General features: G+C 61.9%; 16 protein-coding genes. 13 read left to right on the top strand and 3 right to left on the bottom strand.

Annotation, left to right across the window (positions count from 1 at the left end; genetic code table 11):
• The first annotated feature begins 471 nt into the window (after positions 1–471).
• From C4J83_RS23395 to argR, 6 genes are all read left to right on the top strand, one after another.
• Positions 472–1,257 (top strand): ABC transporter substrate-binding protein, encoded by a 786-nt coding sequence (locus tag C4J83_RS23395; protein ID WP_106576110.1) that lies wholly within the window; start codon positions 472–474, stop codon positions 1,255–1,257.
• A gap of 91 nt (positions 1,258–1,348) precedes the next feature.
• The gene (locus tag C4J83_RS23390; RefSeq protein WP_032886746.1) at positions 1,349–2,038 is read left to right on the top strand and encodes an ABC transporter permease; all 690 of its coding nucleotides are present in this window, start codon (positions 1,349–1,351) and stop codon (positions 2,036–2,038) included.
• Entirely contained in the window at positions 2,035–2,733 is a 699-nt protein-coding gene (locus C4J83_RS23385) for an ABC transporter permease (RefSeq protein ID WP_124418298.1), read from the top strand. Before C4J83_RS23390 ends, C4J83_RS23385 begins: the two co-directional genes overlap by 4 nt.
• A gap of 1 nt (position 2,734) precedes the next feature.
• Positions 2,735–3,847 (top strand): succinylglutamate desuccinylase/aspartoacylase family protein, encoded by a 1,113-nt coding sequence (locus tag C4J83_RS23380; RefSeq protein ID WP_124418297.1) that lies wholly within the window; start codon positions 2,735–2,737, stop codon positions 3,845–3,847.
• Positions 3,848–3,874: 27 nt separating this feature from the next.
• The gene (locus tag C4J83_RS23375) at positions 3,875–4,639 is read left to right on the top strand and encodes an ABC transporter ATP-binding protein (RefSeq protein WP_003214336.1); all 765 of its coding nucleotides are present in this window, start codon (positions 3,875–3,877) and stop codon (positions 4,637–4,639) included.
• A gap of 243 nt (positions 4,640–4,882) precedes the next feature.
• Positions 4,883–5,863, top strand: a complete 981-nt coding sequence (gene argR, locus C4J83_RS23370) for a transcriptional regulator ArgR (protein WP_106576113.1) — start codon at positions 4,883–4,885, stop codon at positions 5,861–5,863.
• Between the two features lie 6 nt (positions 5,864–5,869).
• On the opposite strand, the gene C4J83_RS30830 is transcribed toward argR, so the two are convergent.
• Both C4J83_RS30830 and C4J83_RS23365 read right to left on the bottom strand, forming a co-directional pair.
• Positions 5,870–7,390: a leucine-rich repeat domain-containing protein gene (locus C4J83_RS30830; RefSeq protein WP_256660623.1), complete on the bottom strand. Its 1,521-nt coding sequence runs from the start codon at positions 7,388–7,390 to the stop codon at positions 5,870–5,872.
• Positions 7,391–7,428: 38 nt separating this feature from the next.
• Positions 7,429–11,793, bottom strand: coding sequence for a leucine-rich repeat domain-containing protein (locus tag C4J83_RS23365; RefSeq protein ID WP_256660622.1), 4,365 nt, complete (start codon positions 11,791–11,793; stop codon positions 7,429–7,431).
• A gap of 286 nt (positions 11,794–12,079) precedes the next feature.
• On the opposite strand from C4J83_RS23365, the gene C4J83_RS23360 reads away from it, so the two are divergent.
• From C4J83_RS23360 to astE, 7 genes are all read left to right on the top strand, one after another.
• A complete protein-coding gene (locus C4J83_RS23360) occupies positions 12,080–13,300 on the top strand; it encodes an aspartate aminotransferase family protein (protein WP_106576115.1) in 1,221 nt (406 codons plus the stop codon).
• A gap of 200 nt (positions 13,301–13,500) precedes the next feature.
• Positions 13,501–14,520, top strand: coding sequence for an arginine/ornithine succinyltransferase subunit alpha (aruF, locus tag C4J83_RS23355; protein WP_106576116.1), 1,020 nt, complete (start codon positions 13,501–13,503; stop codon positions 14,518–14,520).
• 51 nt (positions 14,521–14,571) lie between these two features.
• Entirely contained in the window at positions 14,572–15,597 is a 1,026-nt protein-coding gene (astA, locus tag C4J83_RS23350; RefSeq protein WP_106576117.1) for an arginine N-succinyltransferase, read from the top strand.
• On the top strand, positions 15,594–17,063 hold the full coding sequence (gene astD, locus C4J83_RS23345) for a succinylglutamate-semialdehyde dehydrogenase (RefSeq protein ID WP_164487997.1): 1,470 nt from the start codon (positions 15,594–15,596) through the stop codon (positions 17,061–17,063). Before astA ends, astD begins: the two co-directional genes overlap by 4 nt.
• A gap of 191 nt (positions 17,064–17,254) precedes the next feature.
• A complete protein-coding gene (gene astB / locus C4J83_RS23340; protein WP_124418295.1) occupies positions 17,255–18,601 on the top strand; it encodes an N-succinylarginine dihydrolase in 1,347 nt (448 codons plus the stop codon).
• Between the two features lie 36 nt (positions 18,602–18,637).
• Complete coding sequence (locus C4J83_RS23335; protein ID WP_003214319.1) at positions 18,638–18,928, top strand: hypothetical protein; 291 nt, start codon at positions 18,638–18,640, stop codon at positions 18,926–18,928.
• A gap of 11 nt (positions 18,929–18,939) precedes the next feature.
• Positions 18,940–19,944, top strand: a complete 1,005-nt coding sequence (gene astE, locus C4J83_RS23330; protein ID WP_124418294.1) for a succinylglutamate desuccinylase — start codon at positions 18,940–18,942, stop codon at positions 19,942–19,944.
• A gap of 5 nt (positions 19,945–19,949) precedes the next feature.
• Here astE and C4J83_RS23325 read toward each other — a convergent pair whose 3' ends face one another.
• Positions 19,950–21,464, bottom strand: a complete 1,515-nt coding sequence (locus tag C4J83_RS23325; protein ID WP_124418293.1) for a M91 family zinc metallopeptidase — start codon at positions 21,462–21,464, stop codon at positions 19,950–19,952.
• Between the last annotated feature and the right edge of the window lie 135 nt (positions 21,465–21,599).

The following is a 21,599-nucleotide window of genomic DNA, read 5'->3' as shown; positions in this document are numbered from 1 at the left end:
AACCACCAAGCCAATAAATATCGACTTCGCTCGTAGGACGTATCTGAATGTTACCGAGCAAGCCAAATGTGTAACCCTGTGCCCAAACCTGAGGCAAAGTGCTACGCCCGTGCCCCGAAAAGCCCCGTTTTAGACACCCTCTGAAATAAGATTAAACGCCAGACTTGCCGTGCTAGAAGGGTTTGCGAATAATAGGCCCGCAATTTGCAGCATCAACAGGTTTAATATCTTTTGTCTCTGCATAAAATTCAGAGGCTGTCAATGTGCTGGAACCGCTTTCTCAGTGCTTCTGTAAATTGTTGTCGCATTGAGGAAATATCGGCTTCCGGCCTGTCGTTAGAATGCCGATCACTCGCTCGTCGTCTCCAATGCTGAACCGGGGTAGGACGCAGCACCGCTATTCGGTTTCACTTAAGTCGCATCGTGGGCCACGGCTCATTCTGCTTTTTGCCCTACCGATGGAGTCCCAAGATGAAGAAACTTGTGCTGTTGGGCGCCCTGGCGCTGTCCGTGCTGTCGATGCAGGCCTTCGCTGATGAAAAGCCCCTGAAGATTGGTATCGAAGCGGCTTACCCTCCGTTTGCCTCGAAGGCGCCGGATGGCAGCATCGTCGGTTTTGACTACGACATCGGCAATGCCCTGTGCGCCGAGATGAAGGTCAAGTGCGTCTGGGTCGAGCAAGAATTCGACGGCCTGATCCCTGCGCTCAAAGTGCGCAAGATCGACGCGATCCTGTCGTCCATGTCCATCACCGAAGACCGCAAGAAATCCGTGGACTTCACCAACCGCTACTACCTGAGCCCAGCGCAGCTGGTGATGAAGGAAGGCACCACGGTCAGCGACAGCCTGGATGAATTGAAAGGCAAGAAAATCGGCGTGCAACGCGGTTCGATCCACGATCGCTTCGCCAAGGAAGTCCTGGCCCCTAAAGGCGCCACGGTCGTGCCTTACAGCTCGCAGAACGAAATCTACCTGGACGTGGAAGCCGGTCGCCTCGACGGCACCGTGGCTGACGCCACCCTGCTGCAAGATGGCTTCCTGAAAACCCCGGCCGGTAAAGGCTACGCGTTCGTGGGCCCACAGTTCACCGACGCCAAGTACTTCGGCGACGGCATTGGCATCGCTGTACGTAAAGGCGACAAGGCCGAGCTGGACAAGATCAACGCGGCCATCGCAGCGATCCGTGCCAACGGCGAATACAAGAAAATCCAGGACAAATACTTCGACTTCGATATTTACGGCGCTGACCCTAAGTAACTCGTCCTAGCTGTCTGTCCAGAATGGCGCAAGCAACAGAATTCCTGCGGTTTGCGCCATTTTTTCATCCCCCTTTTCGAGGACCTGAATCATGTTGAAAGGCTACGGGGCCGTCATCCTCGATGGCGCATGGTTGACGCTTCAGCTCGCCTTGTCGTCCATGGCCTTGGCCATTGTTCTGGGTCTGATCGGGGTCGCGTTACGCCTGTCGCCGGTGCGCTGGTTGGCCTGGCTGGGTGACTTGTACTCCACGGTGATCCGCGGGATCCCCGACCTGGTGCTGATCCTGCTGATTTTCTACGGCGGTCAGGACTTGCTGAACCGCGTCGCGCCGATGCTCGGCTACGACGACTATATCGACTTGAACCCCTTGGCCGCCGGTATCGGCACCCTGGGTTTCATCTTTGGCGCCTACCTGTCGGAAACTTTCCGCGGCGCCTTCATGGCCATTCCCAAGGGCCAGGCCGAGGCCGGCCTTGCGTATGGCATGAGCAGTTTCCAGGTGTTTTTCCGGGTGATGGTGCCGCAGATGATTCGGCTGGCGATCCCTGGTTTTACCAACAACTGGCTGGTACTGACCAAAGCCACCGCGCTGATTTCGGTGGTGGGCCTGCAAGACATGATGTTCAAGGCCAAGCAGGCGGCAGACGCCACCCGCGAGCCTTTTACCTTCTTCCTCGCAGTGGCGGCGATGTACCTGGTGATCACCAGCGTGTCGTTGCTGGCCCTGCGCTATCTTGAGAAGCGCTACTCGGTAGGCGTAAGGGCGGCTGATCTATGATCTTCGACTACAACGTCATCTGGGAGGCCATGCCGCTGTACCTCGGCGGTTTGGTGACCACCCTGAAATTGCTCGCCATCTCGCTGTTCTTCGGCTTGCTCGCCGCCTTGCCCCTGGGCTTGATGCGCGTGTCCAAGCAGCCGATCGTCAATGGTGCGGCCTGGCTCTACACCTACGTGATTCGCGGCACGCCGATGCTGGTGCAGCTGTTTTTGATCTACTACGGTCTGGCGCAATTCGAAGCCGTGCGCGAAAGCTTCCTGTGGCCGCTGCTGTCCAGCGCCACGTTCTGCGCGTGCCTGGCCTTTGCGATCAACACCAGCGCGTACACCGCCGAGATCATCGCCGGTAGCCTCAAGGCCACGCCGAACGGTGAGATCGAAGCGGCCAAGGCCATGGGCATGTCGCGCTACAAGCTGTACCGCCGCATTCTGCTGCCGTCGGCCCTGCGCCGTGCGCTGCCGCAGTACAGCAACGAAGTGATCATGATGCTGCAAACCACGAGCCTGGCGTCCATCGTCACCTTGATCGACATCACCGGTGCCGCGCGCACAGTGAACGCCCAGTTCTACTTGCCGTTCGAAGCCTACATCACGGCCGGCGTGTTCTACCTGTGCCTGACCTTTATCCTGGTACGCCTGTTCAAGTTGGCCGAGCGCCGCTGGCTCAGCTACCTGGCGCCACGGAAGCACTGATATGGAACGTATCGATCACCTGTTGCCCTGGGGCCACCTGGGCTGCGAGCGCCAGCTGAGCGTGTTTCGTTTTGGCAGCGGCGAGCGCAAGGCCTACATCCAGGCCAGCCTGCACGCCGATGAATTGCCCGGCATGCGCGCGGCCTGGGAACTGAAAAAACGCCTCACCGAACTGGAACAGCACGGTGCGCTCAATGGCGTGATCGAGCTGGTGCCCGTGGCCAACCCGATGGGCCTGGGCCAGCTGTTGCAAGGCAGCCACCAAGGGCGTTTCGAAGTCGGCAGCGGCAAGAATTTCAACCGTGATTTCGTCGAGTTGAGCGAGCCGGTCGCCGCGTTGCTCCAGGGCAAGCTGGGCGATGACCCACACGCCAATGTGCGCATGATCCGCCAGGCAATGAGCGATGCACTCAATGCGTTGCCCGAGCCGAGCAGCCAGCTGCAAGGCATGCAGCGCGTTTTGCTCAGCCACGCGTGCACCGCCGATATCGTCCTCGACCTGCATTGCGATGCCGAAGCCGCGCTGCACATGTACGCGTTGCCGCAACACTGGCCGCAATGGCGTTCGCTGTCGGCGCACTTGAATGTAAAAGTCGGCCTGCTGGCGGAAGACTCCGGCGGCAGCTCGTTTGATGAAGCCTGTTCGCTGCCCTGGCTGCGTCTGTCCCGGGCGTTCCCCGAGGCGCAGATTCCGCTGGCGTGCCTGGCGACGACGCTGGAGCTGGGCGGCCAGGCCGACACCGGCCGCGACGAGGCGATCTTCCACGCTGAAGGCATCCTCGCGTTCCTGGCCGAACAAGGCCTGATCAAGGGCGAATGGCCCGCGCCGCAGCACGCGCCGTGCGAAGGCCTGCCGTTCGAGGGGACCGAGCTGTTGTTTGCGCCCCATGCCGGCGTGATCAGTTACCTGCGTAAAGCCGGTGACTGGGTGGAGACCGGCGAGCCGATTTTTGAAGTGATTGATCCCTTGACCGACCGCGTCAGCATTGTGTGTGCGGGCACGTCCGGGGTGTTGTTTGCCGTTGAACGGCTACGTTATGCCCAAGCGGGTTTCTGGCTGGCCAAGGTGGCGGGGCGCGAAGCGCTGCGTCACGGGCGCTTGCTCAACGACTGACCACCTGTTTTTGTGAGAACCGACCGCATGTACAAACTTGAAGTCCAAGACCTGCATAAACGCTATGGCAGTCATGAAGTGCTCAAAGGTGTGTCCCTGGCCGCCGCGGCCGGTGATGTGATCAGCATCATCGGTTCCAGTGGTTCAGGCAAAAGTACCTTTTTGCGCTGCATCAACCTGCTCGAGCAACCTCACGCCGGCAAGATTCTGCTCAACAACGAAGAGCTGAAACTGGTGGCCAACAAGGACGGCGCCATGAAGGCTGCCGACCCGAAACAACTGCAACGCATGCGTTCGCGCCTGTCGATGGTGTTCCAGCATTTCAACCTGTGGTCGCACATGACCGCGCTTGAAAACGTGATGGAAGCGCCAGTGCACGTGCTGGGCATGTCGAAAAAAGACGCGCGTGAAAAAGCCGAGCATTACCTGGCCAAAGTCGGCGTGGGCCATCGTAAGGATGCGTTCCCCGGCCACATGTCCGGCGGCGAGCAGCAACGTGTGGCGATTGCCCGCGCCCTGGCGATGGAGCCTGAGGTGATGCTGTTCGACGAACCGACCTCGGCGCTCGACCCTGAACTGGTCGGCGAAGTACTCAAGGTCATGCAGGACCTGGCCCAGGAAGGCCGCACCATGGTGGTGGTGACCCACGAAATGGGCTTTGCCCGTGAGGTGTCGAACCAGCTGGTGTTCTTGCACAAAGGCATCGTTGAAGAGCGTGGCAACCCGCGTGAAGTGCTGGTAAACCCGCAGTCTGAGCGGTTGCAGCAGTTCCTTTCGGGCAGCCTGAAATAATCAAGACTGCTTTTGTGCACTGAATTAGTGCAAGCTGCGCAGCTTAAGGCTGGCCTCGATCCCCTGTGGGAGCTGGCTTGCCTGCGATGGCGGCGTGTCTGTGCCAGAGAGGCAAGCTGACCCACCGCTATCGCAGGCAAGCCAGCTCCCCATTAGATCTCATATGTTTTGAGATTTGTGTTGGTTTCCGGGCTAGCATTGGCCCTTGTCTTCATTACCGTTCTTCGTTTCGGATAGCATTCCATGACCGCCCACAAAATTGGTTTCCTGATTTGGCCCAGCACAAAAGCACTGACGCTTGCGCTGGCTGAGGAGGCCTTGCGCGTTGCTCAGCGGGTGCATCCGGACGTGGTCTACGAGTTGTCGTTCCTGCTCGCCGAGCCTGCCACCGAAGGCGCCTGGCAATTGCCGGGCGAGCCGTGGGCCGGCAAGCTTGAAGGCTTCCAGAAACTCTTCCTGCTGGCGGACGAGCCGCCGACCGTCATCGCCTCTCAACTCAGCGCTGCGCTCAAGCAGCTTGTGCGGGCGGGTTGCGTGATCGGGGGCTTGTCGGCGGGTGTGTATCCGCTGGCGCAACTCGGTCTGCTCGACGGCTACCGCGCCGCCGTGCATTGGCGCTGGCAGGACGATTTCGCCGAGCGCTTCCCCAAGGTCATCGCCACCAGCCATCTGTTCGATTGGGACCGTGATCGCCTGACCGCCTGCGGCGGCATGTCGGTACTCGACCTGTTGCTGGCCGTGCTGGCCCGTGATCATGGCGCCGAACTGGCCGGCGCGGTCTCCGAAGAACTGGTGGTCGAACGCATCCGCGAAGGCGGCGAGCGCCAGCGCATTCCATTGCAGAACCGCCTGGGCTCCAGCCATCCGAAGTTGACCCAGGCCGTGCTGCTGATGGAAGCCAACATCGAAGAGCCGCTGACCACCGACGAAATCGCCCAGCACGTATGTGTGTCGCGACGACAGCTTGAACGCATCTTCAAGCAATACCTCAATCGCGTTCCCAGCCAGTACTACCTGGAATTGCGCCTGAACAAGGCGCGCCAGATGCTCATGCAAACCAGCAAGTCGATCATCCAGATCGGCTTGTCGTGCGGTTTCTCTTCGGGCCCGCACTTCTCCAGCGCCTACCGCAACTTTTTCGGCGCTACCCCGCGTGAAGACCGCAACCAGCGACGCAGCAGCAGCCCGTTCGAGTTGTCGTCGGTGCCGTCCGAGCGCGGCTGACCGCTGTTATTCCTCCATGGGTTCGGGTGTGGACGCTGGCGTCAGGGGCGCGCCCTGGGCGTTCAGGCCGGCTTCATCCACCTGCAGATCATTGCCTGTCTGGCGAAAATACTGCCGAAGGCGGTCCAGGCTGTCCTCAGACAGCGGGTTGCCGCTGAGGTCGGACTCGTCGTCCCACGGCTGGCGCATGCTTAGAATGTCGTCCGGGACCTGGGTGATCAGGTTGTCGCTCAAGTCCACGGTGCGCAAATAAGGGCGGTCAAACACCCCGAACGGTACTTCGCTGAGCTCGCAGTTTTGCAGGTAGAGGCATTCCAGCTTGGGCATATTGTCCAGCTCGGGCGCCCGGCCCAGCGGGTTGTCACTCAAGTCCAGGTACTCCAGGTTACGCAGGTCTCGCAACTGGGCGCGGGCCCGCGGGCTGAGGCGAAGCCGACTCTGCGTCAACGTCAGGCTGGTCAGCCTTGGCAGGTTGAAGATCAGCTCGGGGACCTCGTCCAGGGCGTATTTATCCAGCGCCAGCGTGCTCAGGTTAGGGAAGGCACGCACCAGGCCTTCAACGTTGGTGGTGGTTCCTTCGCCGATGAGCTCCAGATGCGACACATGTTCGAACCGTGCGCTCAAGGTGGGCAGCTCGCCAAAAATCGACGTATGGCACGTCAGTTTATGGGTCACGGCATACCCGCCATTGAAATCGTCGATCTCGCTCTCGCGGCGCCAGCCTTCTTCCAGCGTTGCCTTGATGGCAAGGCGCCGGATTTGCTCCTCGGCCGCCGTCTGTTCATCCAGTGCTACATCAAGGATGGGGTGCCGTTCGGGCACGGTCAGTGCCCAGACGGTGAGGTCTGCACTGAGGCGCGCGTATTCGCTTTCCAGGCGCCGGATGGCGCCCTCGATCGCATCCAGATCGCCGGGCAGGCTGAAGATAAAGGCGTTGACCTCCGCAGCGGTGAACGTCGGGTACAAGGCTGCGATGCGGGCGTTATAGCCGCCAGGCGCATCGACCTGGAGGTGCTCGCCGCGGGTTTGGCAATAGCGCTTGAGCTGTTCCAGGGTCGCTCGTGACAACGGATTGGCAGACAAGTCAAACGCGCTGGTAACCGAGGCCGGCCTTTGCAGCAGCGGTTCGGGGATCTGCGTGATCAGGTTGTGGCTCAGGTCGACGAGGTTGCGTTCTCGGGCAGTGAGCAGGCTGCGCGGAATCTCTGTGAGGTGGGTGTTGCGCAGTCCCAGGCTGTCCAGCGATGTCATCGAAGTAAAGTCCGGGAGTTGCTCCAGAGGGTTATGGCTCAGGTTCAGCCGTGTCAGGTTGCGCTGGGTCTCCAAGGCTTTGACGGTTTTCGCTGACAGTCGCAGGTTGCAGCGTTCAAGGCTGAGGGCCGTGAGCTGTGGCAGCTGGAAAACCGGCTCGGGGATATCCTCCAGCGCGTAGTCTTCAATGATCAGATGCTGCACGTGCGAAAAGCTCGCCAGCCAGTTTCCTACGTCCAACGGCTGAGCATCGCCACTGAGCCTGAGGGTCGACACGTGAGTGAACCGGCTGCTGAGTGTGGGCAATTTGCCGCTTATGGGGCAGAGATGTCCAGCGCGTAGGTGGGATGAATGTCGTTGCCGTGTTCGTCCTGCTTCAGTTGCCGACGCCATCCAGCGAGCAACGCTTGTTTGAACGCCTCGCGCTGATAGTGGGCGGTTTCGCCGAAGCCGGGGCTGTTCACCCAGGCGTCCAGCTCGTGGTTCAGCTGCTTGTAGTCAAGGTCTCGCCGCGCCAGTTCGATTTTGCCCATTTCCAGGTTACCCGGCAGACCGAAAATCAGGCGGTTGATTTCGTCACTGCTCAAGGTGGGGTAAAGCATCTTCGCGCTGGCAATGTCCACCGGGGCCGCATTGGCCTCCCAGTAACTGCCGGTGCGCTGGAAGTAGGTTTTGACCTGCTCAAGGGTCTGCGCAGACAGCGGGTTGCCGGAAAAATCGAACGAATGGCTGGTTGCCACGGGCAGCTCGAAAAGTGCGTCGGGCAATGCAGCAATGCGGTTGTCCCGAAACAGCGCGGTCTCCAGCTGGGGGCGCTGCAAAATCCCGGCAGGCAATTGCGTGATACCCGTGTTGCTCAAGTCGAGGAAGTGCAGGCCAGGCATGTTCTCGACACTGGGCAGGAGCCCCAGCGGGTTGTTGAAGAGGTCGAGGGTCTTGAGCTGGGTCATGTTTTCAAGCGCGGTGCGGGTCTGCGCTGTCAGGGTAATGTTGCAATCGCTGAGTACCAGTTCATTGAGGCTGGGTATTGCGGTGACGCCATCGGGCAGTCTGTCGAGGTTGAAGTTGCGCACGGTCAGGCGACGCAGGAACGGGAACATCGACAAGAACGTGTTGATCTCCAGCGGCCCTTGCTCGCCCTGCAGCGACAGGCTGGAGATATGACCGAAACGCCCGGGCAGCACGGGAGGATTGCCGGAAATCGGCCAGTTCAAGTGCAGTTGATAGCCATTGGGGGCAGGCGGCTCGTAGTACGCGTCGAGCGGGGTTTCCAGGCGCCAGGCCCGGCGCAGTTCATCGGCCCAGGCCGTGCGGTTGCGCCGGGCATAGGCAAGTTCCTGGCGACTGATGCGCACTTGTGGGTCAGCGCTCAGGCGCGGCGTGGCAGTGATCCAGGCCTGCAAGTCGCGCTCAAGTTGCTGGTATTCGTTGCGCATGGTGCTCAGCGCCGTCGTCACCCCGCCGGGCGCTTGTTCCAGGCTGCGCACAATGTTGTCGATATGTGCGCGGGGCAGCGCCGGGAACAGGTATTGGGCGTGTTCATGCGCCGTCAGTTCGTGCTGCGCACCGGGCGCGGGTGCTGCTCGATAGCGCGGCATGCCGCCGCGCAGGCGCATGGTGCTTGGGTCGTAGGCGGGTTTGCCGACGGGGGCGTCCGCGAGCAACTCGCGCAGATGCCAGTGGTGCAGGGCATGACGAGCAAGCGCCTGGCGCAGGGCCGGGCCCTGGCCGATATGAATGCCCAGCGCAGCGCGCGCCTGGTCGGGCAGCGCCTGGAGCAGGGCGGTGTAGAAGTCGGTTTCGCCAAACAGCGGGCCGCTGCTGTCGGTGGGCACATAGCCGCCGTTGGCGGTGTAAACCAACGTGCGTTGAACGCGGGCGCGGTCATCACCGATCACGTCGCGCAACGGCCCATCAGCGGTGTCGTTTCTGACGCTAATGCGCAGCCCCGCGGGCCAGTTCGGCAAATCGGGCAGGGAGTGCAGGGCCAGGCGGTAAGTGTCCAGGTTGTCGATGCTGTCCAGGTACAGCCCTTCGTAGGCACGGCAGGCGCGTATTTCTCGCTGGGCTTCGCGCGCCAACTCGATCAGGCGCCGGGGCACCCGGCCCTGATCGAGGGCGCGCAGCTCCTCCGGGCTGGCGATGGCACGCAGGGTTTCGGCGGCGCTCACCGGCAAGCCCGGCGACGCGTCGACAAGCGCGCTCAGCTGCGCATCGTCGGTACGTTGCAGGGCGCGATATGCCGACTCGAACAGCGCCCAGCGTTTTTCCCGAGCCAGCTGGGCAAGTGTTTGCCTGAGGACACCCGTACGTGCTTGAAGCGAGGCTGTGGGATGGCCGGACGCTTCCCCAAGCAACGTCCTTCTCTGCGGTTCGTCCAGCGCTTCGAGCAGGGTCTGGAGCAAGTCGCCATTGTTGAGTTGGTGTTCATGAATCTGGGTGACGCTGGCGTCTTTGGCGCCCGGGATTTCCCAGTGCGTGCGTCCCTGGCTGTCGATCAGGCGCAAGGTTCTGGTGGTGGGCCACAGCCCGTAGTTGGTCAAGAGCAGCAGTTGGGTCTGGGCATCGGCCAACGCCTGAACACCGGGGTCATCACTGTTCATTTGGTCGATGAAGGTTTGCAGGTCCTGGTCGATTTTGAAGCGCTTGAAGGTGTCGGCCAGCAGCGGTGGCAGGGGTTCACGGGCCATGTAGAGCTTGCGCAGCGCCGCGTCTTCGACGCCGCTGACGTGGCGAATCTGTGCCAGTTGCAGGTCGCTGAAGCTTTGCGCCTGATGGCCCAGACGGCGCATCAACTGGGCGCTGTCCCAACTCAGCGGTTGGTCCAGCTCACTTACCCAGGCGCCTTGGCCATTGCTGTATGCCGTTGGGCGGTAGGCATTGGTGCGGGTGGGATGCTTGAAGTAATGCGTATGGGTGCCGGGGTCGAGGCCCAGCGCGTAATGCGCGCCGGACAGGGGCAGGATGTCTTGCTCGCCATGCGCGTGCAGGCCGAGCGGGTTGGCGCGCGAGCCTTCGGGCAGCGTCACCGCATGGGCGTAAGGCGCAAGGTCCGGTCGCCACAGCCGGGACTGGCCATCGGGCAAGGTGACGGGTTTGAGTCGGTCGAAAAACTGCCAGAGTTCAGCGGGCAAGTGCTGGCGCAACAACCCTTCGGCAAGCGGCGGGCCGAGGGCGAACATGCCCAGTTGGACCATCTGCTCCAGCACTGACATCAGGTGCCCGAACGCCTGGGTTTTAAGGCCTTCGGCCCAGTCGACGATACCCTCGAACGTGTCATCCAGCAGCTGATACGCGGTGTAACCCAGCATCAGTAAACCCACCGGCGGTACGAACGGCGCCGCGACCAGCGCGGCAATCTGCAGCAGGGCCGAGCCGATCTTTTCGAACAGGCTCCAGCGCTGCCAGCGGGTTTTCTGGTCGGCGTTGGCAGTGGACACAGCTTGAGCGCGTGCGTCGTTGAAGAGTTTGCTCAGGGTGGTCTGGTAAAGGTGTTCGAGCACCGAGCCGCTGATCGGTGTGACGGCAAACTGCAGCCCCGGCTTGTCCACCGGTGTATCCCGCCAGGCCGGGCGCGGGTCGCCGCGGGTGTGCGCATGCCAGGTGACGCGGGACAGGCGCTGGCCGAGGTCGGCGAAAAAATGCCCGCGTTCGTCGTGGTTCACGAAACGGCTGAAGAATTGCTGGTACGCAGGCTGGCGCAGGTCGGCGGTCAGGGCCTGCATGAACTGCACGCTGGAGCGGTACTCCTTGAGCGGGTGTTGCGGGTCGTGCGGAATATAGGCAATGACGGGCACCACGTGATTTGCCCGCTCAAGGTCCGCGTGGGCAAACAGCACAATGCCTGTCAGCGGGCTGGACAGCATGCTCAGGGCGTGACAACGCAGTGCGTTGCAGCCCCCCGGGTTGCTCAACAATTGTTGCAGGCGCTGCGAGCTGGCGTGCGACAGGTCGCCCCGCAGGCGCGCCATGTGCAGGGCGAGTTTCAGGTTGGCGACCTGGCTGGCATCGAAGCGGTGTTGCAGGTGTGCAGTGGCGACGGGGTTGTTGAGGTCCAGGGAGTGCTCGAGGTAGGTGCTGTATTGGCCGCCAATGTCCAGTTCGCGACACAGGCGGGTAAAGGCCGGCACGCTGATACGTGTGTCTATGTCGGGCAGGGTATCGAAATGCCCGGTGGCGGTGGGCGGGGTGATAAAACCGGATGGAGGCTCGTAGGCGTCGTCAGCGGTTTCGCCGGCTTCAAAGTTATGCAAGGCGGCGTCCAGCAGCGACACGGTCCAGGTTCGCACTGCGCCGGAGCGCACGGGGAACCAAGGAATGGTCGCCGGTATAGACAGGCGCAGGAAGGTGTTGCGCACATCGCACTCCACACCGAAGCGCTGTTTGAGCGCCTGCTGCAGCACGGGCGCGGCGAAGTCGGCGGGTGACTTGAGTGCGTCCATGGCCTTGTCGAGCAGGTTTTGGGTGACCCAGGCCTCACGGATCAGGCCTTTGAGCGCCGTGTCCTGCTCGGCTGAGGGCTGGGCGTACCCTGCCGGTGCGCTGGTTTTAAGGGCGTTGCGACGTGCGGCCGACGCGTCGCCCAGCCAGTCGGGGATCGCGTTTTTGAGCGTTTCATGATGAACGTCGCGCGCAGGGATCAGCCGGTCGAAAGCGGGCACGCTGGGTTGCTGGCTCATTGCAAAGCTTCCTGAGGATCAAATGATGCCCTCAGCAGAACAGTTCGCCGTCGCCGATCCGTGTTAGATAATTAAGCGCGAGCCGTAAATCGGTGCCGCTGGGCGAGCCCACGGTTTAAACTGCGCCATTGCGATGCTATTTGTCGCATTGGCGTAAACCCGCTGAAAACGCGGGTTGGCGCTATAAGAAGTTGTCGCTTGGCGGCAAGGCCGCACTGAAAACTGTCCTTACAATCCCTGCATCGCCCGCCAGTTCCAGGCAGGCGTTCCTCTTCAGGAGACTCCGATGTCCGTTGAGCAAGCCCCGGTGCAACGTGCCGATTTCGACCAGGTCATGGTTCCCAACTACGCACCTGCCGCATTCATCCCTGTGCGTGGCGCGGGTTCGCGCGTTTGGGACCAGGCGGGTCGCGAGCTGATCGACTTTGCCGGCGGCATCGCGGTTAACGTATTGGGCCACGCCCACCCGGCGCTGGTCGGTGCACTGACCGAACAAGCCAACAAGCTGTGGCACGTCTCCAACGTCTTCACCAATGAGCCGGCCCTGCGCCTGGCGCATAAGCTGATCGACGCCACCTTTGCCGAGCGCGTGTTCTTCTGCAACTCCGGCGCCGAAGCCAACGAGGCCGCGTTCAAGCTGGCCCGCCGTGTGGCGTTCGACCGTTTCGGTACCGAGAAGTACGAGATCATCGCCGCGCTGAACAGCTTCCACGGCCGTACCCTGTTCACCGTTAACGTCGGTGGCCAGTCGAAGTACTCCGACGGTTTCGGGCCTAAGATCACCGGCATCACTCACGTGCCTTACAACGACCTGGACGCGCTGAAAGCCGCCGTGTCGGACAAGACCTGCGCCGTGGTGCTCGAACCGGTTCAGGGCGAAGGCGGCGTTTTGCCGGCTGAGCTGGCGTACCTGCAAGGCGCCCGCGAGCTGTGCGATGCGAATAACGCGCTGCTGGTGTTCGACGAAGTGCAAACCGGCATGGGCCGCAGCGGTCACCTGTTCGCCTACCAGCATTACGGCGTGACGCCGGACATCCTCACCAGCGCCAAGAGCCTGGGCGGCGGTTTCCCGATTGCAGCCATGCTCACCCGTGAAGACCTGGCCAAGCACCTGGTGGTCGGCACCCACGGCACCACGTACGGCGGCAACCCGCTGGCGTGTGCAGTGGCGGAAGCGGTCATCGACGTGATCAACACCCCAGAAGTGCTGGCCGGCGTGAACGCCAAGCACGAGCTGTTCAAGGCACGCCTGCAACAGATCGGCGAGAAATACGGCATCTTCACCGAAGTGCGCGGCATGGGCCTGCTGATTGGTTGCGTGCTCAGCGACGCGTTCAAAGGCAAGGCCAAGGACGTGTTCAACGCGGCCGAAAAAGAAAACCTGATGATCCTGCAAGCCGGGCCCGACGTGGTGCGTTTCGCCCCGAGCCTGGTGGTCGAAGATGCAGACATCAACGAAGGCCTGGACCGTTTTGAACGTGCAGTGAAGACGCTGACGCAAGCCTGATAGCGACACATTTTGCTGGTTGGACTGGTCAAAAATGTGAGAGGGGGCTTGCCCCCGATAGCGGTGGATCAGTCACTGGATTTATCAACTGACAGACTGCTATCGGGGGCAAGCCCCCTCCCACATTGGATCTGTGTGAGCTCAGATCCCGTGTCCGGCATTTTTCCCTCTATGAGTTTTTCGAGTTAAGGAGTGACACCATGCTGGTGATGCGCCCCGCGCAAATGGCTGATCTGGGCGAGGTACAGCGTCTGGCTGCGGACAGCCCGATTGGTGTCACCTCCTTGCCGGATGATGTGGAACGCCTGAGCGACAAGATCGCCGCCAGCGAAGCGTCCTTCGCGGCCGAGGTCAGTTTCAACGGCGAAGAAAGCTATTTCTTCGTGCTTGAAGACACCGAGACCGGCGAGCTGGCTGGCTGCTCGGCCATCGTCGCGTCGGCCGGTTACTCGGAGCCGTTCTACAGCTTCCGTAACGAAACCTTCGTGCACGCGTCCCGCGAGCTGAAGATCCACAACAAGATTCACGTGCTTTCCCAATGCCACGACCTGACCGGCAACAGCCTGCTCACCAGTTTCTACGTGAAGCCTGCGCTGGTCGGTTCGCCGTGGTCGGAACTCAATTCACGTGGCCGCCTGTTGTTCGTCGCCAGCCACCCCGAGCGCTTTGCCGACTCGGTGGTGACCGAGATTGTCGGCTACAGCGACGAGAACGGTGATTCGCCGTTCTGGGACGCCATTGGCCGCAACTTCTTCGACCTCAACTACGCCGCTGCCGAACGCCTGTGCGGGCTCAAAAGCCGCACCTTCCTCGCCGAGCTGATGCCGCATTACCCGATCTACGTGCCGCTGCTGCCCGACGAAGCCCAGGAAGCCATGGGCCAGGTGCACCCGCGTGCGCAGATCACCTTCGACATCCTGATGCGTGAAGGCTTCGAGACCGACCATTACATCGACATCTTCGACGGCGGCCCGACGCTGCACGCGCGGGTCTCGGGCATTCGCTCGATTGCCCAAAGCCGCGTGGTGCCGGTGAAGATCGGTGAAATGGTCAAGGGGGCTGGCCGCCAGTACCTGGTCAGCAACGCGCAGTTGCAGGATTACCGCGCGGTGATGCTGGAGCTGGACTACGCGCCCGGCAAACCGGTGACCCTGGACCTGGCCGCGGCCGAAGCCCTGGGTGTCGGCGAAGGTGCCAGCGTGCGCCTGGTCGCTGTTTAAAGCAGAGTTTTGCGGGTGGCCTGGAGCAGGCGGCCCGTCTGAGGAGATAGCATGATCGTTCGTCCCGTACGCAGCAGCGATTTACCGGCCCTGATTGATCTGGCGCGCAGCACCGGCACCGGCCTCACTACCTTGCCGGCCAACGAAGAGCGCCTGACCCACCGGGTTGGCTGGGCGGAAAAAACCTTTCGCGGCGAAGCCGGGCGCGGCGATGCCGACTACCTGTTTGTGCTGGAAAACGACGAAGGCCGCGTGGTGGGTATTTCCGCCATTGCCGGCGCCGTCGGCCTGCGCGAGCCGTGGTACAACTTCCGGGTCGGCCTGACCGTCAGCGCCTCCCAGGAACTGAATATCTACCGCGAGATTCCGACGCTGTTTTTGGCCAACGACCTCACCGGCAACTCCGAATTGTGCTCGTTGTTCCTGCACGCCGATTACCGCAACGGCCTCAACGGCCGCATGCTGGCCAAGGCGCGCATGCTGTTTATCGCTGAATTCCCGCAGCTGTTCGGTAACAAGATCATTGCCGAGATGCGCGGGGTGTCCAACGAGGCTGGGCGCTCGCCGTTCTGGGAAAGCCTGGGCCGGCATTTCTTCAAGATGGAATTCAGTCAGGCCGATTACCTGACCGGCGTGGGCAACAAGGCGTTTATCGCTGAGCTGATGCCCAAGTTTCCGCTGTACAGCTGCTTCCTCTCTGAAGATGCGCGCAATGTCATCGGCAAAGTCCACCCGGACACCGAGCCGGCGCTGAGCATGCTCAAGAGTGAGGGCTTCAGCTACCAGGGCTATGTCGATATCTTCGACGCCGGCCCGGCGGTGGAATGTGAAACCAGCAAAATCCGTGCGGTGCGCGACAGCCAGTCACTGGTGTTGGCCATCGGCACCCCAGGGGACGACGCCACGCCGTTCCTGATTCATAACCGCAAGCGTGAGGAGTGCCGCATCACGGCCGCTCCGGCCCGTCTGGCGGCAGGCACGCTGGTGGTCGATCCTCAGACTGCCAAACGCCTGCAACTGGTGGTGGGTGATCAAGTGCGCGCTGTTGCGTTGTCTGCTGCTCGGGAGTCGAAATAATGAATTCGCTGTATATCGCAGGTAGCTGGCTGGCGGGCCAGGGTGAACTGTTCGAGTCGCGCAACCCGGTGACCCAGCAGGTGCTGTGGGCCGGCAATGGCGCCACCGTCGAACAGGTTGAATCCGCCGTGCAGGCCGCGCGCCAGGCGTTTCCAGGCTGGGCCCGGCGCCCGCTGGAAGAACGTATCAGCGTGCTGGAAACCTTTGCCGCCACGCTGAAAAGCCGCGCCGACGAAATCGCCCGTTGCATCGGCGAAGAAACCGGCAAACCACTGTGGGAATCGGCCACTGAAGTCACCAGCATGGCCAACAAGATTGCCATCTCGGTGCAAAGCTACCGTGAGCGCACCGGCGAGAAGAGCGGCCCGCTGGGCGACGCCACCGCCGTGTTGCGCCACAAGCCGCACGGCGTGGTGGCGGTGTTTGGCCCTTACAATTTCCCTGGCCACTTGCCGAACGGGCACATCGTCCCGGCGTTGCTGGCGGGCAATACCGTGCTGTTCAAGCCGAGCGAGCTGACCCCCAAAGTCGCCGAGCTGACCGTGCAATGCTGGATCGACGCCGGCTTGCCGGCGGGCGTGTTGAACCTGCTGCAAGGCGCGCGGGAAACCGGTATCGCGTTGGCGGCCAACCCCGGTATCGACGGGTTGTTCTTCACCGGTTCCAGCCGCACCGGCAATCACCTGCACCAGCAGTTTTCCGGGCGCCCGGACAAGATCCTCGCGCTGGAAATGGGCGGCAACAACCCGCTGGTGGTCGACGAAGTGGCCGACGTGGATGCGGCGGTCTACACCATTATCCAGTCGGCGTTTATCTCGGCCGGTCAGCGTTGCACCTGCGCGCGTCGCTTGCTGGTGCCCGAAGGTGCCTGGGGCGATGCGTTGCTGGCGCGCCTGGTGGCGGTCAGCGCGACGATTGAAGTGGGTGCGTTTGATCAGCAGCCAGCGCCGTTCATGGGCTCGGTGATTTCCCTCGGCGCGGCCAAGGCCTTGATGGACGCCCAGGAGTTGATGTTGGCCAATGGCGCCGTGGCGCTGTTGGAAATGACTCAGCCGCAGGATCAGGCCGCGTTGCTCACGCCTGGCATTATCGACGTGACCGGCGTGACCGAGCGCGAAGATGAAGAGCTGTTCGGCCCGCTGCTGCAGGTGATCCGCTACGCTGATTTTGCCGCTGCGATCACTGAGGCCAACAACACCCAGTACGGTTTGGCCGCGGGCTTGTTGTCGGATTCCGAAGCACGCTACCAGCAGTTCTGGCTGGAAAGCCGCGCCGGCATCGTCAACTGGAACAAGCAGCTGACCGGTGCTGCCAGCACCGCGCCGTTCGGTGGGGTAGGGGCGTCGGGCAACCATCGCGCCAGCGCCTATTACGCGGCGGATTATTGCGCGTACCCGGTGGCGTCTCTGGAAACGCCAAGCCTGGTGGTCCCGGCAACGCTGACCCCAGGTATTACGCTGATCTAAAGGTGGGAGCGGGCTTGTGGGGGAGCTGATTTGCCTGCGATGCGGGCAACTCGGTCCTTTAGTCAAACCGCGCCGCTGCCATCGCAGTCAAGCCAGCTCCCACAGTTGATCGGGTTTACAGATAGAGAGTAGCGGTGGTGTGAAGACTGCTATTGATGCCTATAAAAACAGATGTTCGTGGAGCCTCGCCGATGAAATCCTGTGAAGTCAATTTTGACGGTCTCGTGGGGCCGACCCATAACTACGGCGGTTTGTCCTACGGCAACGTCGCGTCCCAGAGCAACAGCCAGCAGTCTTCGAACCCGAAGGAAGCGGCGTTGCAGGGGCTGCAGAAAATGAAAGCCCTGATGGACATGGGCTTTGTGCAAGGTGTGCTGGCGCCGCAGGAACGTCCTGACGTGGCCGCGTTGCGCAACCTTGGTTTCAGCGGCACCGACGCGCAGGTGATTCAGCAGGCGGCCAAGCAGGCCATGCCGCTGCTGGTTGCCAGCTGCTCGGCCTCCAGCATGTGGGTAGCCAACGCCGCCACTGTCAGCCCGAGTGCCGACACGGCGGACGGCCGCGTGCATTTCACTGCCGCCAACCTCAACTGCAAATACCACCGCAGCATCGAACACCCGACCACCAGCCGCGTGCTGGGTGCGATGTTCGCCGACCAAAAGCACTTCGCCCACCACGCCGCGTTGCCGGCGGTGGCGCAGTTCGGCGACGAAGGCGCGGCCAACCACACGCGTTTCTGCCGTGATTATGGCAAGGCCGGCGTCGAGTTCTTCGTGTTTGGCCGTAGCGCGTTCGACACCCGTTACCCCGCGCCGCAGAAGTACCCGGCGCGCCAGACCCTTGAAGCCTCCCAGGCCGTCGCGCGCCTGCATGGCCTGAAGGATGACGGCGTGGTCTACGCCCAGCAGAACCCGTCTGTGATCGATGCCGGCGTGTTCCACAACGACGTGATCGCGGTGGGCAACGGCGAGGTGCTGTTCTACCACGAGGACGCGTTTCTCAATACCGAGCAGATGCTCGCCGAGCTGCAAGGCAAGTTGGGCAAACTGGGCGGCAACTTCCAGTCAGTGTGCGTGCCGCGCGCCCAGGTCAGCGTCGAGGACGCCGTGCGGTCCTACTTGTTCAACAGCCAGTTGCTGACCCGCACCGACGGTTCGATGCTGCTGATTGTGCCGGAAGAGTGCCGCGCCAACGAGCGCGTCTGGCAGTACCTGCAAGGCCTGACGGCCTCCGGCGGGCTGATCCGTGAAGTGAAGGTGTTTGACCTCAAGCAAAGCATGCAGAACGGCGGTGGCCCGGCGTGCCTGCGCTTGCGCGTGGCGTTGAATGAAACTGAGCTGGCGGCGGTGAACCCAGGGGTTATCATGACCGCGCCGTTGTATGACACGCTGACCCAGTGGGTCGACAAGCACTACCGCGACAGCCTGCGTGAAACCGACCTGGCTGATCCGCAATTGCTGCTTGAGTGCCGGACGGCACTGGATGAACTGACGCAAATCCTTAAACTGGGCTCGGTTTATCCTTTCCAGATCAACTAACGCCACTTTTTTACACCCTATGGCTGAGAACTTTTTATGACCACCGACACCCTGAAACTGATTCTTGAAGACACCGACGGCACCCAGCTGGAAACCTCCTGCACCCGCGTCGCCGTGGTCTGGCAGGGCAAGGAAATCTGGATCCAGCACGACGGCCGTGGCCAGTTGCTGATTGGTGTGGACGTGGAAGAAGGCGACGCTGAGTACGCCAACCTGCTGATGCGTCCACTGGCCACCAACCTGATGAGCCTGCAACTGGAAATGGAACCGGCCGACGTTGAAGGCGATGACGACGATCACGTTCACGGCCCTGGCTGCAACCACTAAGGAAGCTGCTTATGCTCGCCCTCGGCAAATTGCTTGAACTGACCCTCGCCGGTCGCGAACCGGCGCAAAAAATTCAACTGACTGTCGACGGCGTGCAGATGCGCTGGCTCAGCGAGGGCGCGCTCGAAGTGCGCCCGCCGCAAGCGCTGGACAACGGCAGCGACCTGCTGCTGTCGTCCGGCATCCATGGCAACGAAACCGCGCCGATCGAATTGCTCGACCGCCTGTTGCATGGCATTGCCCGTGGGGAAATCAAACCCCGCACCCGCATTCTGTTCCTGTTCGGTAACCCCGAGGCCATGCGCCGCGGCGAGCGTTACCTCGAGCTGGACGTCAACCGGCTGTTCAATGGCCGCCACGAACAAAACATTGGCCCTGAGGCCATGCGCGCCGCTGAGCTTGAGCAGTTGGCCCGCACGTTCTTCAGCCTGCCTGATCGCTCGCGCCTGCATTACGACCTGCACACGGCCATTCGCGGCTCGAAGATCGAGCAATTCGCGCTGTACCCGTGGAAAGAAGGTCGCCAGCATTCACGTCACGAGCTGGCGCGCCTGTGTGCTGCCGGCATGCAAGCGGTGCTGTTGCAGAACAAGACGTCGATCACCTTCACCGCGTTCACCTATGAGCAACTGAACGCCGAGGCTTTCACCCTGGAACTGGGCAAGGCGCGGCCGTTCGGCCAGAACCAGGGCGTGGATGTTTCCCGCCTGGAGACGCGCCTGACGCAGATCATCGAAGGCAGCGAGCCGGCCACTGACAGCCTGGACGGCCTGCAACTGTTTGCGGTATCGCGTGAAGTGATCAAGCACAGTGATGCCTTCCTGCTGCACTTGCCGGCGGACGTGGAAAACTTCTCGCCGTTGGCCAAGGGCTACCTGCTGGCCGAAGACGTTGCCAAGACCCGCTGGGTAATCGAGGAGGAGGGCGCACGCATTATCTTCCCGAACCCGAAAGTGAAGAATGGTTTGCGGGCCGGGATTCTGATTGTGCCCACCACCGACGCGGCGCTGGTCTAGTTCCCTCAAGGCTTCGCCAGGTACGCGTCGCGAGCCGGCAACCCGAATTCCTTGCGCAGCGCATTTTCCGTAAAGGCCTCGGGGTTGGTCCGCGTGGGCGGGGTGTCGGGGTTCAGATCGAAGTCAAAAGGCGCCAGATCAATGGGCAGGCCCAGGGCTTGCCGCTCCACGTTTTTGATCGCAACGGTTTTGCCTGCGTGATTTTCATCGGTGGTGCCGGGCGCCACGGTACCGGTAACGGCGTTATAGGCGTGACACAGCTCGTGATAGAGCCCGATGATCGGCAGCGAGCCCGGTGGGCTGAAAAAGGGGTTGTACTCGATCAGCCCGCCGTAGGCCGGCGTGCCGGGCTGGCCGTCGCGGATCATCAACGTGTCGGCGTCGGTGGAGGGCGTGAACCTGGCATTGTTTTCGTCACCCGGTTCAATGCTGACGGGTTGCCCACTGCGTTGTGCCGCCATATCCAGTGCGTGGAGCAGTTTTTGCCCATTGGGTGATACGCGCAGCACGCTGAGATCGGATTCGACGCGCATAACAAACTGCCTGTTTCCCCCAATCGACAGACCCGTTTTACCGGCCTCGTCGGACGCCATGAGCGGTGGGTGGACTGTGTCGAGGTCGGTGGGGAACAGCACCGCCATCACCTGGTCGAGCGATGGGGTTGGCAGGCTGGCGAGTTTTTCAAGCAACCACGCGTAGCGTTCGTCGTTGGTCATGGCGACCAGGGTGTCGCCGGGCAGGCCATAAACCCGGTCTGTCGTCTTGAGTTTGCTGACATGGTCATGGCCGTTACCCGGATAGATGACGTTAGTGCCGCTGCCGGCCTTGATGGTGTCATTGCCGTCGCCGCCGCTGAGTAGGTGATGGCCGCTGCCACCGACAATCACGTCGTCGCCCGGGCCGCCATCGATAAAGTTGAGCCCGGCGCCGCCGTGAATGCTGTCGGCGCCGTCACCCGCGTAGATACGGGCGGTGCCGGCGCCGATGATCTGCGTGCTGTCATTACCGGGGCCGCTGTCGACGGTGCAGTCCTCGGCGCTGATCCGTAGCGTGTCATCGCCCTCGCCGGACAGGATCGTCGAGTGACGGCCGCCGACCCGCAGGTAGTCGTCGCCAGCGCCTGCATCAATGCTGACGGGGTTCTGGAGGCTGTCATCGACATGGATGCAGTCGGCGCCATGGCCGGTGACTAGCTCGATGATTTGCGTCGGCGAAGATGGCGTTATCTGATAGAGCGCCGTGCCGACGTACAGGTGCAGGTGATCGCTCGCCGCGCTGAGCCAGAGCTCGCGTTGATCGGCGGTGAATGCAAACCTCAAGGTATCTCTGCGCGGCGCTTTATCCTGGCGGGTCTGCTGCCTGAGTCGTTCGACCCGAACGACCGTGTCCCGATAGACCTGCGCACGCGCTGGGGCACCGCCCAGGTTGGCGGTTTTTTCTGCGTCGGTGGGCGTCAGGTTTCCCCCGTGCACGGTGTGAATGGCGCTGGGGGTGTCGGGTACAAAAAGAGGGCGGTGCATGGCGTGATGGCTCTCGGTCAGGTGAGAAGGCGGGCGGTTGCCCGGCGTGTGGCTCACTAGACCGCAGATACGTCATGGTGCGGTGGTAGATGCTTGAACGAAAAACGCCCCGCTCACCAGGGTGGGCGGGGCGTT

Source organism: Pseudomonas sp. LBUM920, from assembly GCF_003852315.1.
Lineage (GTDB): Bacteria > Pseudomonadota > Gammaproteobacteria > Pseudomonadales > Pseudomonadaceae > Aquipseudomonas.
Note: the sequence above shows the minus strand (reverse complement) of the source record. Positions and strands in the feature narration are given on the sequence as shown.

Coding starts and splice junctions, on each gene's coding strand:
- C4J83_RS23395 (WP_106576110.1), top strand. CDS start 472: ATGAAGAAACTTGTGCTGTTGGGCGCCCTGGCGCTGTCCGTGCTGTCG.
- C4J83_RS23390 (WP_032886746.1), top strand. CDS start 1,349: ATGTTGAAAGGCTACGGGGCCGTCATCCTCGATGGCGCATGGTTGACG.
- C4J83_RS23385 (WP_124418298.1), top strand. CDS start 2,035: ATGATCTTCGACTACAACGTCATCTGGGAGGCCATGCCGCTGTACCTC.
- C4J83_RS23380 (WP_124418297.1), top strand. CDS start 2,735: ATGGAACGTATCGATCACCTGTTGCCCTGGGGCCACCTGGGCTGCGAG.
- C4J83_RS23375 (WP_003214336.1), top strand. CDS start 3,875: ATGTACAAACTTGAAGTCCAAGACCTGCATAAACGCTATGGCAGTCAT.
- argR (WP_106576113.1), top strand. CDS start 4,883: ATGACCGCCCACAAAATTGGTTTCCTGATTTGGCCCAGCACAAAAGCA.
- C4J83_RS23365 (WP_256660622.1), bottom strand. CDS start 11,793: ATGAGCCAGCAACCCAGCGTGCCCGCTTTCGACCGGCTGATCCCTGCG.
- C4J83_RS23360 (WP_106576115.1), top strand. CDS start 12,080: ATGTCCGTTGAGCAAGCCCCGGTGCAACGTGCCGATTTCGACCAGGTC.
- aruF (WP_106576116.1), top strand. CDS start 13,501: ATGCTGGTGATGCGCCCCGCGCAAATGGCTGATCTGGGCGAGGTACAG.
- astA (WP_106576117.1), top strand. CDS start 14,572: ATGATCGTTCGTCCCGTACGCAGCAGCGATTTACCGGCCCTGATTGAT.
- astB (WP_124418295.1), top strand. CDS start 17,255: ATGAAATCCTGTGAAGTCAATTTTGACGGTCTCGTGGGGCCGACCCAT.
- C4J83_RS23335 (WP_003214319.1), top strand. CDS start 18,638: ATGACCACCGACACCCTGAAACTGATTCTTGAAGACACCGACGGCACC.
- astE (WP_124418294.1), top strand. CDS start 18,940: ATGCTCGCCCTCGGCAAATTGCTTGAACTGACCCTCGCCGGTCGCGAA.
- C4J83_RS23325 (WP_124418293.1), bottom strand. CDS start 21,464: ATGCACCGCCCTCTTTTTGTACCCGACACCCCCAGCGCCATTCACACC.